13 protein-coding genes are annotated in these 13,138 nt (G+C 71.6%); 7 read left to right on the top strand and 6 right to left on the bottom strand.

Annotated elements, in window-relative coordinates; translation table 11 throughout:
• Window positions 1-9: 9 nt before the first annotated feature.
• Window positions 10-1,164: a PLP-dependent cysteine synthase family protein gene (locus ACZ7L9_RS03595; RefSeq protein WP_471412177.1), complete on the bottom strand. Its 1,155-nt coding sequence runs from the start codon at window positions 1,162-1,164 to the stop codon at window positions 10-12.
• Window positions 1,165-1,296: 132 nt separating this feature from the next.
• A complete protein-coding gene (locus ACZ7L9_RS03590) occupies window positions 1,297-1,722 on the bottom strand; it encodes a hypothetical protein (protein WP_471412175.1) in 426 nt (141 codons plus the stop codon).
• A gap of 228 nt (window positions 1,723-1,950) precedes the next feature.
• On the opposite strand from ACZ7L9_RS03590, the gene ACZ7L9_RS03585 reads away from it, so the two are divergent.
• From ACZ7L9_RS03585 to ACZ7L9_RS03565, 5 genes are all read left to right on the top strand, one after another.
• Window positions 1,951-2,247, top strand: coding sequence for an SHOCT domain-containing protein (locus ACZ7L9_RS03585; protein ID WP_471412174.1), 297 nt, complete (start codon window positions 1,951-1,953; stop codon window positions 2,245-2,247).
• A gap of 135 nt (window positions 2,248-2,382) precedes the next feature.
• Window positions 2,383-3,108: a DUF4328 domain-containing protein gene (locus ACZ7L9_RS03580; RefSeq protein ID WP_471412173.1), complete on the top strand. Its 726-nt coding sequence runs from the start codon at window positions 2,383-2,385 to the stop codon at window positions 3,106-3,108.
• Window positions 3,109-3,574: 466 nt separating this feature from the next.
• Window positions 3,575-3,742 carry a hypothetical protein gene (locus ACZ7L9_RS03575; protein WP_471412171.1) on the top strand — a complete coding sequence of 56 codons (168 nt, stop codon included), beginning with the start codon at window positions 3,575-3,577 and terminating at the stop codon, window positions 3,740-3,742.
• 254 nt (window positions 3,743-3,996) lie between these two features.
• Window positions 3,997-5,754 (top strand): ABC transporter ATP-binding protein, encoded by a 1,758-nt coding sequence (locus tag ACZ7L9_RS03570; RefSeq protein WP_471412170.1) that lies wholly within the window; start codon window positions 3,997-3,999, stop codon window positions 5,752-5,754.
• Window positions 5,755-5,877: 123 nt separating this feature from the next.
• Window positions 5,878-7,161 carry an MFS transporter gene (locus ACZ7L9_RS03565; RefSeq protein ID WP_471412168.1) on the top strand — a complete coding sequence of 428 codons (1,284 nt, stop codon included), beginning with the start codon at window positions 5,878-5,880 and terminating at the stop codon, window positions 7,159-7,161.
• 65 nt (window positions 7,162-7,226) lie between these two features.
• On the opposite strand, the gene ACZ7L9_RS03560 is transcribed toward ACZ7L9_RS03565, so the two are convergent.
• Window positions 7,227-8,687: an acyl-CoA synthetase gene (locus ACZ7L9_RS03560; RefSeq protein WP_471412767.1), complete on the bottom strand. Its 1,461-nt coding sequence runs from the start codon at window positions 8,685-8,687 to the stop codon at window positions 7,227-7,229.
• Window positions 8,688-8,903: 216 nt separating this feature from the next.
• Between ACZ7L9_RS03560 and ACZ7L9_RS03555 the strand changes: the two genes are divergently transcribed.
• Complete coding sequence (locus tag ACZ7L9_RS03555) at window positions 8,904-9,335, top strand: Lrp/AsnC family transcriptional regulator (protein WP_124717831.1); 432 nt, start codon at window positions 8,904-8,906, stop codon at window positions 9,333-9,335.
• Here ACZ7L9_RS03555 and ACZ7L9_RS03550 read toward each other — a convergent pair.
• From ACZ7L9_RS03550 to ACZ7L9_RS03540, 3 genes are all read right to left on the bottom strand, one after another.
• Window positions 9,313-10,482 carry a GAF domain-containing protein gene (locus ACZ7L9_RS03550; protein ID WP_471412167.1) on the bottom strand — a complete coding sequence of 390 codons (1,170 nt, stop codon included), beginning with the start codon at window positions 10,480-10,482 and terminating at the stop codon, window positions 9,313-9,315. The genes ACZ7L9_RS03555 and ACZ7L9_RS03550 overlap by 23 nt on opposite strands.
• A gap of 19 nt (window positions 10,483-10,501) precedes the next feature.
• Entirely contained in the window at window positions 10,502-11,539 is a 1,038-nt protein-coding gene (locus tag ACZ7L9_RS03545) for a rod shape-determining protein (RefSeq protein ID WP_471412165.1), read from the bottom strand.
• A gap of 146 nt (window positions 11,540-11,685) precedes the next feature.
• Entirely contained in the window at window positions 11,686-12,252 is a 567-nt protein-coding gene (locus tag ACZ7L9_RS03540) for a hypothetical protein (RefSeq protein ID WP_471412164.1), read from the bottom strand.
• Between the two features lie 78 nt (window positions 12,253-12,330).
• Here ACZ7L9_RS03540 and ACZ7L9_RS03535 point away from each other — a divergent pair, with 78 nt between their 5' ends.
• Complete coding sequence (locus ACZ7L9_RS03535; protein WP_471412163.1) at window positions 12,331-13,119, top strand: SCO2400 family protein; 789 nt, start codon at window positions 12,331-12,333, stop codon at window positions 13,117-13,119.
• Window positions 13,120-13,138: the final 19 nt, after the last annotated feature.

Here is a 13,138-nt window from a genome sequence, read left to right as displayed (position 1 = left end):
GTAGCGCCTTCACCGGGCCACCCCAACCAGCCCGCGCTCCTCGGCAGCCGTGCGGGCGGTCCCGGCCAGGGGATCGAGGACCGTCGTGCAGCGGCTCCAGCGGACCACGACCCGCTCACCGGGATGCGCCAGCTCGTCCGGCGCGTCGGCAGGTTCCTGGCCGAGTAGCTGGTGGGTACGGCACCAGACGTCGTCGAAGACCGTGCCCACATACCTCTGCGGGCCGTCGGGGAACACCGCGGCGATCCGCGTCTCCGCCGCCGATGTGGCGGCCATGTGGCGGGCGACCAGCGCGACCGCGCCCACGCTCCATCCGCCCGTCGCGTACCGGGCCTTCGCCAGGGCGCGGGCTGACCGGACCGCCTCACCGGCGGCGACCCAGTGCACCTCGTCGAACAGGGCGTAGTCGACGTTGCGCGGGTAGATGCTGGAACCCAGCCCTCGCATCAGCCTCGGTGCGGCGGGCTGCCCGAAGATCGTGGAGCCGCAGGTGTCGACGCCCACGATCCGCAAGGCGGGGAAGAAGCCGCGCAGCACCTGGCCGATGCCGGCCGAGTGCCCGCCGGTGCCGACGCTCACCACCAGGGTGTCGATGCGGCCGAGCTGGGCGACCAGCTCGTGGGCCAACGGGGCGTAGGCGGCCACGTTGTCGGGGTTGTGGTACTGATCCGGACACCAGGCATCCGGCCGTGCAGCCAGCAGCTGGTCGACCCTCTCGCGGCGGGCCTGCTGCCAGCCGCCCACCGGATGCGGCTCGGTCACCACATGCAGTTCGGCGCCGTAGGCGGTGAGCAGGCCGCGCATCAGCGGCTCCATGCCGGGGTCGGTGACCACCGCCACCGGATGCCCGAACGTCACCCCGGCCAGCGCCAGGCCCAGGCCCAAGGTGCCGGAAGTGGACTCCACGATCGGTGCTCCGGGCAGCAGTTCGCCGCGTTCGCGTGCGCGGGCCACCATGTACAGCGCGGTACGGTCCTTGATCCCGCCAGGGTTGTGTCCTTCGAGTTTCGCCCAGAACCCGTGGCCGGCGGTGGTGAACGGCTCACCGACCCACAACAGCGGGGTGTCGCCGACGAGTCCGGCCGGCGTCTGCGCGGCTGGTCCGGACGCGAGCAACCGGGCAGGCGAACAGGTAGAAGTAGTGCAGGTGTGCGAAGAATTCATGGCGTGTGGTCTCCCGCGACCCCGCCCTTCGGCGGGCCGCGTGATCGTGACGGCTGTTCAGGACGCGCGAACGCCACCACGGCACGACGGGGCCATCCGGCCACTCCCGTCACGCCGCGCGGCGAGTCGCGATCACGTCCGCCACACCCCCAGCGCGGCCCGCACCCGTTGCTGCTCGCCGTGATCCGCGGGCGCCCCCGCCTCCGGCGCTCTCCGCCAGGCGACCGCCGGCGGCTCCGGCTCCACCGCACTCGCGGGCGCGATCACCTCCGGCGCCGGTGCCACGCACATGTCCCGGGACAGCACACCGGGGGCATCGCTCCCCGTGCAGTCGGCGAACCGCAGCCCCCGCTCCCCGACGACCGGCGCGGACACCGGACCCGATGCCGGCACAGCAGGCACGACCGCGGCCGCGGTCGCGACCGGTAGCGAGTCGGACACGGTCGCGCGTCCGAGATCGGGCCCATGGGCGCAGGCCAGCACGTGCACGAGAGCGGCCAGCACCGCAGCGAGGACGGCTGTGGCCGCCGATCGGGAGTGACGCCGCTTCAGGAGCACGTCACATAGAGTACCTGTTTGATTACACCAAGTGTTCGCCCTCGGCAGTTGCTGTTCGTGCTCGTCACGGTGCCGGTACCGGCCTGCTGTCCACGGGGTTCACAGGCATGACCGGCATGTCCGCTCTCACCTGTCCGCTTCGTTCGGGCGAGAGGGAGGATGGAACCGAAGGCTCTCTACGGGCGCCGGGCCCGCATCCCCGCCTGACACCAGGGGGAGTGATCTTCGATGATGTACTGGTACGACCACGGCACGGGCTGGTGGGGCTGGTTCGCGATGACGGTCGTCATGATCCTCTTCTGGGTACTGATCATCGTCGTCGTCGTCCTGCTCTTCCGCGCATTCGGCCGGAGCCGTCCTGTCGGCGGCCGGCCCCCTGTCACGCCCGGCTGGCCCAAACCCGGCCCGTCATCCGCGGAGCAGATCCTTGCCGAGCGGTACGCACGTGGTGAGATCGACGACGACGAGTATCAGCGCCGCCTGGCCACCCTCCGCGGCTCCCCACCGGGCTCGGCCGAACCGTGACCCGGCTCGGCTCGCCCGCAGGCTTCTGCCGCGGCCACACTCCGGCGCGTTGTCGACGCCGCCCCGGGGTGGCCCGCCACTCCTCGATACGTCTGCGGGTGTGACGCCCGGGGCGGTGGAGTCGCTGGTCGGAGTGTGAACACGAATGCCACGCAAGCCGCCGCCCCTTCGCCCGCCTACCTCGCGGTGCTGCGCTCACCCGTCGGTCTGGGACTGGCCACTTCTCTTCTGCTGGTCGCCGTGATCGTCACGGACGTACTGTCGCTCGCCTCGGGGGGATACCTGTACGGTCTGCTGCGCGGCGCGGCCGACCCGGAGGCGGCCCTGCTCGCGGTTCGCGGGATCGAGGAGAGGCAGTTCGTCTACGACCTCTTCGGCCTGCTCCAGAGCATGGTCTACCTCACCACCGGAATCGTATACGTGTGCTGGCTCTACCGCCTGCGCGACAACGCCGAAGTCTTCGCCCCCGGCACCCACCGACGGGGCCGCAGCTGGACCGGCTGGGGCTGGCTCATCCCGATCGTCAACCTGTGGTTTCCGCGTCGGATCATCCTCGACATCTGGAACGCGAGCCGTCCTGAGGGGTCGTATGCGCCCGATCGGCCGGGCCGTGGCCCGATCAACCTCTGGTGGGGCCTCTGGCTCGCTCAGGGCTTCGTCGCCCTGGTCGGCGGAGCGGTCTACGACATGGCCGAATCGATCGGCACGACGAACGTGGGACTCGGCCTGCTCACGCTCGCCGACCTCCTCGACATCGCCTGCGCCGTCCTCGCTGTCCGGCTGGTCCGTAGCCTGACGTACATGCAACACGTCAAGGCGATGCATGGGCCCGTCGCCCGGTCCGGAGAACCCGTCGGCTGAGGGTGATCCGGGGGCGGGCCGACGTGTACGTACCGTGCCGGTCGGGTCATCACGCACGGTGATCCGACGGCGAGCGGGAGAGCGGGAGGTCGATGGGTTCGCGCCGACCTGTCGACGCACGAGCCGCGCGCCATCGCCCATGCGCCCCTTATTTGCTGTTACCGGCAGAAACGCTATGACCTGCGTGTATACAGGCGGCCGTACCGAGAATGGCGGGTCGTTCGCCGGATCCCTCGCGCCGTCAGGTGACGTACGGGCGGACTCGATTGCGGGCGGCGGGGGCGCACTTCATGAGGGTCTCCGGAGAGTCACTTATGGCAACGCTCCGAAGATTTACGGTATTTCGTGTGTTTCGCCCTTATTACGGCTTGTACGAGTTGTTGGTCGCAGGGGGCGGACGTAGTGTCGGTAGTGCCGCAGCATGAGCAAGGAGCGGTACAAAGTACATCCTCCAGAGGAGGAGAAGATGAAGGTACGCAGCATCTTCGACCACGGGGGCAGGGACCACGGCGACCGCGGTGACCGCGGACGTGGCGACCGGGGCTACGGCGAACGCGGCGACCGCGGAGGCGGCGACCGGGGCCGTGGCGGCTACGACCGCTTCGACCGTCGTGGCGGCCGGTGGGGTTACTGACCCCGAATTCCCTGACTCCATCCCCAAGCGAGGCAGGCCCGCGCTCCGGCGCGGGTCGGTCTCGTGGTCTTGGGGTCCGCGCCTATGGAGATGGTCCATAGTCCGAGCACCTCTGTGACGTGACGCCCATGCGCCTGCGCAGCTCACCACGGCGCCCAGCGCCCTCCGAAGAGACTTCTCAGGACTCGGTGACGGATGTTCCGATCCGCACCGATCCCATCAGCATCAGGGTGGCGTTCCGGCGCTTCTGGCCAATGACCGCAGGAGACCGGCGCTGGCTCGTCCTCATCTTCCTGTGCGCGGTCCTCGCCGCCGTCGCCGAGACCATCACCGTCCTGCTCTTCGCCGAACTCACCGACACGGCCCTGCAGACCGGTTCCGTCAGCGCCTTCTGGAAACCGGCGGGCCAGTGGCTCGCCGTGGCCGTCATCGGCGCGGTGGTGGGATATCTGGGCAACTCGGTCGCGGTCTGGAACGCCGAACGCTTCGTGATGCGGCTGCGGGCGCGGGTCTTCAGCCATCTCCAGACGCTCCCGCCGCACTTCTACCAACGAAATCGCCGCGGTGACCTGGTGGAGCGGCTGACCGGTGACGTGGAAGCCATCGAAGCGCTCGTGGTCTCCGGCATCGTCGGGGCGGCCTCGGCCGTGTTCAGCACGCTCTTCTACGCCGCCGCAGCCCTGTGGCTGCGCTGGGACCTGGCCCTCGCCACCTTTCTCATGGTGCCGCTCTTCTGGTTCACGACCAGCCGGTTCACCCGGCCAATGCGCGCGGTGTCCCGGCGTGGCCGCGCGGCCGACGGTGCCATCACGGCAGTCGTCGAGGAGACGCTGGTCAACGTCGTCATGACGCAGGCGTACAACAGGCAGCCCGACGAGGAGGCGCGGCTCTTCGGCAAGGCGCGCATCCGGCTGAAGATGGCGGTGAAGGCCGTCCGCCTCACCGAGTTCTACGAGCAACTCGTCGAAGTTCTCGAAACATTGTGCGTCCTGACGATCATCGGCCTGGGGGCGTGGGAGATCTCCGCGGGACGGATGACCCTCGGGCAACTCCTGGCCTTCGCCGCCTTCATCGGCTACCTCTACCCGCCGGTCCGCTCCCTGGGCAAGCTCGGTCTGACGGCCACCGCCGCGACCGCGGGAGCCGAGCGGCTGCTGGAGATCCTCGACGCCCGCCCCGCCGTCACCGACCCGGCCGCTTCCGTGCCCGTCCCGCCCCGGAGCCGTGCCCTCGGCGAGGTGGAGGTGCGCCAGGTCCTCTTCCACTACCCGGGCAGCGGTGAGCCCGTTCTCCGGGACCTCTCGTTCACCGCGAGCCCCGGGGACCTGCTGGTCGTCACCGGCCCCAGCGGCGCGGGCAAGTCGACGCTGGCGACTCTGCTGCTGAGGTTCTACGACCCGGATGCCGGCAGCATCCATCTGGACGGCGTGCCCGTGGATCAGCTGCCGCTGACCCACTTGCGCCGGAACGTCACGCTGCTGCCGCAGGAGACGCTCGTCCTGCACGACACCATCGAGGAGAACATCGGTTGCGGAAGCACCGATGTGACCCACCGTGATGTCGTGGAGGCTGCACGGGCGGCCGACGCCCACGCCTTCATCCGGACTCTGCCGGAGGGATATGACACCGTCATATCCACAGGTACGTCCCGGCTCTCCGGAGGGCAGCTGCAGCGGATCGCGATCGCCCGTGCCATGCTGCGCGACGCGCCCGTGCTCCTGCTCGACGAGCCCACCACCGGACTGGACAGACTGGCCGCACAGCGCATCCTCGCACCGCTGCGGCGCCTCGCCGAGGGGCGCACCACCATCGTGATCACACACGATCTGGCCCTTGCCGCGGACGCCGACCGCATCCTCGTCCTGGACGAGGGACGTCTGGTGGAGTCGGGCACGCACACCCAACTCCTGGGCCGGAACGGTCTGTACGCCACTCTGTTCGAGCGCCGTACCCAACCCTGTAACGGCACCGTGTACCCGTCCGCCCGCACGTCGGGAATCCACTGGCGGTAGGCGGGGTGGTCGGTGCCCAACTGCGTGGCCGGCCGCGCTTCCTGACGCGGAGGCCCGGAGGCCTACGGACCGTACCCGGTGGCCGCCGGACCGTCGGACGCACGCCGGTCGCTACCATCCGCTGTGACCGGAACAGCCGGAACAGCCGGAACAGCCGACGAACCCGCACACCGCCCCCGAATACTCGCCGACCTGACGCCGTTGCGGACCTCCCCCCACTACCGGCGGCTCTGGTTCGGGAACACCGTCTCCTGGATCGGGCAGGGGATGACGGCGCTCGCCGTCTCCCTCCAGGTCTACGACATCACCGGGTCCGCCTTCTCGGTCGGGCTCATCGGGTTCTGTTCGTTCCTGCCCCTGGTCGTCTTCGGGCTGTACGGCGGCGCCGTCGCGGACACCATCGACCGGCGCAAGCTGGGACTGGCCAGCTCCGCGGGGTCGTTCGTCCTCTCCGTCGCGCTGGTCGCCGCCACCGTCGCCGGGGTGGAACAGGTGGGGCTGCTGTATGCGGTCGTCGCCCTGCAGGCGGCCTGCTTCGCGGTCAACGCGCCGGCCCGCAGCTCGATGATCGCCCGGCTGCTGCCGGCCGAGCAGCTGCCCGCCGCCAACGCGCTCACCTCCATGACCGGCACCACCGGAACCCTGGTCGGACCGATGCTCGGCGGGATCGTCGTCGGCTGGTGGGGGTACCGGGCCGCGTACACCGTCGACGCCGTCACCTTCACCGCCTCGCTGTACGCGATGTGGCGGCTGCCCCCGATGCTCCCGCAGCGGGAGGAGGGCGCGGGCGACAAGCGGGCGTCCGTCGCGGACGGGCTGCGCTTCCTGGGGACCAGGCCCAATCTGCGGATGACCTTCTTCACCGACCTGTGCGCCATGGTGCTGGCCCATCCCCGGGCGCTGTTCCCCGTCGTCGCCGTCGTCTGGTTCGGCGGTGACGCGAAGACCACCGGGCTGCTGGTCGCCGCTCCGGCGCTGGGGGCGCTGCTCGGCGGGGTGTTCTCCGGATGGCTGGGACGGATCCGCCGCCACGGCCTCGCCGTGCTCCTCGCCGTCGCCTGCTGGGGCACCGCCATCGCGGTCTTCGGGCTGACCCGTCAGCTCTGGCTCGGGCTGATCCTCCTGGCGCTCGCCGGATGCGCGGACACCACCTCGATGGTCTTCCGGAACACCATGCTCCAGGCGGCCGTGCCGGACGAGATGCGAGGACGGCTGCAGGGCGTGTTCATCGTCGTCGTGGCGGGCGGACCGAGGCTCGGCGACTTCGTGGCCGGATCGGTCGCCGATCTGGCCTCGCCCGGCCTGGCGGTGACCGGGGGCGGGATCGCCTGTGTCGTCGCCGTATCGCTGTTGGGACTGCGATGGCGCGGGTTCGCGCGGTACGACGCGAAGAACCCGCTGCCGTGACGGCTCGGCACCGGACCCCGCTCCCTGAACTGCCTGTTTTGGACCAAAGGCCCTGCCCCTGACCGTCAGGCAGGCAGCGACCGCTTCATGATCTTGCCCAGGTCGTTGCGGGGCAGCGCCGCCAGGTAGCGGACCGTGCGCGGGCGCTTGTGCGGGGACAGCTGCGCGGCCACATGGTCCGCGAGCTCGTCCTCCGCCGGGGGCGCGGCGGGGTCGGCCGGCACCACCCAGGCGACGATGCGCTCGCCCAGATCCGGGTCCGGTTCACCGGTGACGGCGGCCTCGCGGACGCCGGGGTGGTCGAGGAGCGCGTTCTCGATCTCACCGGCGCCGATCTTGTACCCGCCGCTCTTGATCAGGTCGGTGGCCTTGCGGCCGACGATCCGTACGTAGCCGTCGGTGTCGCGGGTGGCCATGTCCCCCGTACGGAACCAACCGTCCTCGGTGAGCGCGGCGGCCGTGGCGTCGGGGCGGTTCAGATAGCCGGTGAAGAGGTTCGGGCCGCGCACCTGGATCTCGCCGATGGTGTCGGGGCCGGTGAGGACGGTGCCGTCCTCCTCGACCAGACGGAGTTCGACGCCGCGCAGGGGTGCGCCGACCGTGCCGGGACGCGGTTCGCCGTCGGCCCGGACGCCGGTGTTCATCAGGGTCTCGGTCATGCCGTACCGCTCGATGACCCGGCGGCCGGTCGCCGCCGCGATCCGCTCGTGGTCGTGGACCGGCAGCGCGGCCGACCCGGACACCAGCAGCCGGGCCCCGGCCAGCGCCTTCGCCAGCCCGGCCGCGTCCGGGCCGGAGCCGTCGAGGGCCTCGGCCAGCCGGTGGTACATCGTCGGTACGCCGAAAAGCATCGTGCCGCCGGACGACAGTTCCCGGGCCACCCCGTCGGTGGAGAACCGGCCCAGGTGCCGCACCGATCCGCCCCGGCGCAGCGGTCCGAGCACGCCCAGGATCAGGCCGTGCACATGGAACAGCGGCAGGGCGTGGACGAGCACGTCGTCGCCGGTCCACTGCCAGGCGTCCTCCAGCGCGTCCAGCGACGCGGCGATCGCCCGCCGCGGCAGGACCGCGCCCTTGGGCGGGCCCGTGGTGCCGGAGGTGTAGACGATCAGCGCGGGGGACTCGGGGGAGGGTTCGGGGAGCGTGCGGCCCGGCGCCCCGTCCGGGGCGGTTTCGACATCGATACGGTCCAGTGCGTCCAGCACCGGCGGGAGGATGTCGCCCGCCCCGGTCAGCACCACGCCCGGTTCGCTGTCGGCCACGATGTGCCCGAGTTCGCGCGTCCCCGTCCTCGGGTTGAGCGGCACCGCCGGCACCCCGGCCCGCAGCGCGGCCACGACGGCGACCACGGTCTCGGGCGTGGGCGTGGCCCAGACGGCGACCCGTTTGGCACCGACAAGACGCGCGGCAAGCGCGGTGGAGGCGGTGGCCAGCCGGTCGTACGTCAGGGAGTGTCCGCCGAACCGGATCGCTTCCCGGACGGAACCGTCATCCGGCACACGCAGAAGAGGAGTCACCCACCGCACCCTAGTGCCCCTCCCGGCAAGCTTTGCCCCGTCGCGCCGCCCAGCACGCACGCTGACCAGCGGGATGCCGATCGCGAACATCGTGCCGCCGAGGCCCGGCAGAAAGCCTGCGGCGAGCATCGCACCGTAGGAGTTCCCTGCCGGACCGCGGCCCCGGGTACGACCCCGGTGCGCCTTGCGTGGTCGCGAACCGGACAAAGCTGAGACAATCGCAGTATGGACCGTCTGGACAGGGAGATCCTCGGCATCCTCCAGGAGGATGCCCGGATCTCGTACCGCGATCTGGGCGTACGGGTCGGGCTCAGCGCCAACGCCGCGGCCGACCGGGTGCGCCGGCTGCGGCGCGACGGTGTCATCCGCGGCTTCACCGTGATCATCGACCCGGCCGCCGACACCCGTACGGGCCTCGTCGTCTTCATCGACGTGACGCTGCGTATCGACACGACGAACGAGGTGTTCGAGCGGGCGGTGCTCGCGCTGCCCGGTATCACCGAGGTGGTGCATGTGACCGGCGGCCACGACTACCTCGTACGAGCCACCGTCGCCGACACCGCGGCCCTGGACGGACTGCTGCGCAGGCTCAAGCGGGAGGCCGGTGTCGCCCACTCCAACACCCGCGTCGCGCTCAGAGCGGCGCCTGCCAGATGACGGTCGACGAACGCGAGCCGTCCTCCTCGCGGCCGTCGTCGGCGACCGTCAGCCGGACCGCGGCCCGCCCGTCGGGCTCCACGGCCGCCGCGTCCACCTCCACCTCGATCGCCGTCACCCCGGCCCGCCGGTGCGCGGCGGCCAGCGCGCCCCGCAGCGCCGCGAGCAGCCGGCCGTCCACGGGCTCCCGGACCAACGTGTCGACCGCTCCGTTGAAGTGCACCGACGGCTGGAAGCCGACAACGCCGGCGGCGCCCCCGGTCTCCCGCAGCACCCGGCCGCGGAAAGTGGCGGGGGCCTCGGCGGGCGGCTGCTGGAGGGCGAAGATCGCCGTCCGTACCTCCTGAATGGTGGAGTCCAACTCGTCGATGGCCTTGCCGAGCAGCTCGTCCGTCTCCGGGGCGGCGGCCCTGCGGCGGGTCGACTCCAGCATCATCTCGGTCGCGAACAGCCGCTGGACGACGAGGTCGTGCAGATCGCGGGCGATCCTGTCCCGGTCCTCGTACACCGCGAGCTGTTCCCGGTCGTGCTGGGCGTCCGCCAGGACCAGGGCGAGCGCGGCCTGCGAGGCGAACTGCGAGGCCAGCTGCCGTTCCACGGCCGTGTACGGGCGGGCGCCGCGCCGCCGGGGCAGGGCGAGGGTGCCGATCAGCCGCCCGCCGCTCTGCAGCGGCAGCATCATGCTGGGCCCGAACCGCGACCGCACATGCGTCGTCATCCGCGGATCCGTTGCCGAATCCTCGATGAACACCGGTTCCCCGCCCAGCAGTTGGACCAGCACGGCGGATCCGGGCTCGATGGCCGTACCGACGATCCCGGCCGGGTCGTCGAGCGTGGACGCGGTGACTATCTCCATGCCGCCCTTCTCGTTCGGCTGGAGGATCACCCCGGCGGTGGCATCGGCGAGTGCCCTGGCCCCCTCGGCGACGATCAGCAGCGCGTCGGCCGCGTTCCCGCCGGACAGCAGGGCGGTGGTGACGGCGGCCGCCCCCTCGATCCAGCGCTCCCGTTGCCGGGCCGCCTCGTACAGCCGGGCATCGCCGATCGCGATCCCGGCCTGCGAGGCGGTGAGGCGGCCGGCCGCCTCCTCGTCCGGGGGCCCCGCGCGCGGGTGCGTCGCCGCGCTGTTCTCCGTCTCTTCGGTCATACGCGCACCCCCGTGGTGCTCAGCAGGCGAGCGGGTCGAGGACCATCGGCTCGATCTTCCCGTCCAGCATCGCACCGAGCCCCTGTACGGAGCACACGTCGGGCCGGTCCGCGATGTGCACGGGCATGCCCGTCGCCTCCCGCAGCATCCGATCGAGGCCGGGCAGCAGCGCGCTGCCGCCGACCATCATGATCCCGCAGTCGACCAGGTCGGCCACCAGGTCGGGCGGGCAGTCGCGCAGGATCTCGCCGAGACCGTCGAGCACCGCGGTCAGCGGGGCGTGGATCGCCTTCCGCACGGCGACGGTGTCGACCTCCACCGAGCGGGCCAGACCGGTCTTCACGTCCCGGCCGTGGATCTCGGTCGTGGCGGGCCCGTGCGACCTCGGACCGCTGCCACTGAGCGCCAGTTGCAGCGGTCGTACGGACTGGCTCGGCAGCATCAACTCGTGGTGCTGGCGCAGATACTGGATCACCGTGTGGTCGATGGCGTCGCCGCCGACCGGGACACGTACCGCGGTCACGATGGAGCCGAGCGAGAGCACCGCGATCTGGGTGGTCGCCGCCCCGCACACCATGATCATGGTCGCGGTCGGCTGCTCGACGGGGAGCCCGCAGCCGACGGCCGCCGCGATCAGGGTGTCGACCAGCTCGACCCGCCGCGCGCCCAGCCCCACCAGGGTCTCGATGGTGGCCCGCTGGGCGAGCGGATCGCTGTCGTGCGGGGTGCAGGCGGCGGCCCGCAGCCGGGGCTTGCGGCGCAACTGGCGGCGGAGCTTTTCGCCGAGCAGCTGGCGGAGCATCCGCTGGGCCATCTCGATGTCGACGACGGTTCCGCCGGTGACCGGTCGGACCACCCGGATGTAGTCGGGGGTGCGGCCCGTCATCCGTTCGGCGAGTTCGCCGACGGCGATGAGCGAGCCGGTACGGGTGTTCATGGCGGCGGCGCTCGGTTCGTCGACGACGAGCCCGAGCCCCTTGACGTACACGCGGGTCCGGGCGGCCCCGAGGTCGACGGCGACATGGCAACGGCGCAACTGCTCAAGGCTGACGGTCACGGCAGGTTCTCCCGAGAGCACTGAGGGGGTTCCGGCGGCAGCCGGCTCTCTTCGCATCGTGCGCCGTTCGGAGTCATCGCGCCCGTCGGGATGCGCCGTAGGAGGTACGGGTCTGACGGAGTGACAGAACGCGTGGTACGCGGAGGTCAGCCGGGCAGCAGTCGCTGGAACAGCCCCCAGGTGAATTCGGCGACATACGGTTCACCCGTCCCGGGCGCGTTGATCGCGAGCGCCCACCGGGTCGGCGCGCTGCCCTCCATCGGGCGGGCCGGCGCGAAGGCCCGGGCGACCTCGTCGACCGTGCCCGACCAGGGGCGCAGATCCTCGACCGTACGCAGTTCGGGGCCCGGCGCTCCCGGCGCCCGGACCAGCCATTCGTTCCATACGGCCCCGTTCGGCGCGACCATCACCTCGAACCGCAGATCCGGCCAGAGCGGTACCGGCCACAGCAGCGCGTCGCACTCCAGATCGCCGATCGTGCGGTGTACGGACGACTCGGGCTCGCCGAGCACCGAACGGTAGCGCCGCAGGGCGCCCCGTCCGCGCGGCGCCCGCACCATGGCCTGCCAACGCCGGTTGGCCTCCCGCATCTCGGCGAGCGAGGCGCTCAGCTCCTGCCGGGCCTCGTCGACGAGGGCGGGCTGATGGTCGGCCATCCGGCGCAGCAGGACGAGCTGGAACTCACGGGGGCCGAAAGGCGTGGGCGCGGTCATGGATTCAACGTTTCCACACAGGATCCTCACCTGGACGGCTTTCTATGTTGTCCTACAGACATCTAACCTGCGGGCGCCATGGATTACTGCCACCCGTGTCAACGGCATCTCAACGGCGCCCTGGCCTGTGCCGGATGCGGAACCCCCGCGGAGGCGCTGAGCCACTACGCCGCGCCCGCGTTCTCCGGTCACGAATCGGATGCGGAGCGCGAACCGTCCGAACCGCCCCGGCCCGGGGGACGCCGTCGGGGACGCGGTGCTGCCGGGCCCGGGCGCGGTACCTCCGGCTCCCGCAGGCCGGACCGGAGGGCCGGGGCGCAGCGGCGTGGCAAGCGCACACACCGCCGTCGGGGCCGGACGGCCCTGCTCGTCGTGTTCGGCGTGGTGCTCGCGGCGGGGCTGCTGAGCCTGGCCGAGCTGGCCATCGAGCCGAACGGCGACGACCGCGCCTCGGACTACGTACGCGAAGCGGTCCCGGTCACGACCGAGCCGGCCCCGGTCCACTCGGCGAGCGACGCGGCCGAACGGCCCGGCCCGGTGGACGGCCCCGCCGTGGTCCCGGCCACCGATGCGCACCCTGCCGATGCCACGGGTGCCGGCGGGGCGACGGGCGGCGCCCGCCCCGGGGGTCCCGGTGCGGGCAGCCCCCGCCCCGAGGATTCCGGTGCCGCGTCGGTACCGGAATCCGTCGCGCCCTCCGCCTCCACGGACCCGTCGCCCGGCCCCGGCGCCACCGAGGGGACGTCCGACGATCCGTCGGACCCCGCCCGGCCCGGCGGCGGCCCGACGCGATCGGCACCTCCGGCGTCGCCCACCCCGACGCCGACCCGGTCCGAGACGTGCTGGTTCCTCTGGTTCTGCTCCTGAGCGGTTCGTCCCGGCGCGT

It is taken from the genome of Streptomyces sp. NPDC111516 (genome assembly GCF_055635345.1).
Note: the sequence above shows the minus strand (reverse complement) of the source record. Positions and strands in the feature narration are given on the sequence as shown.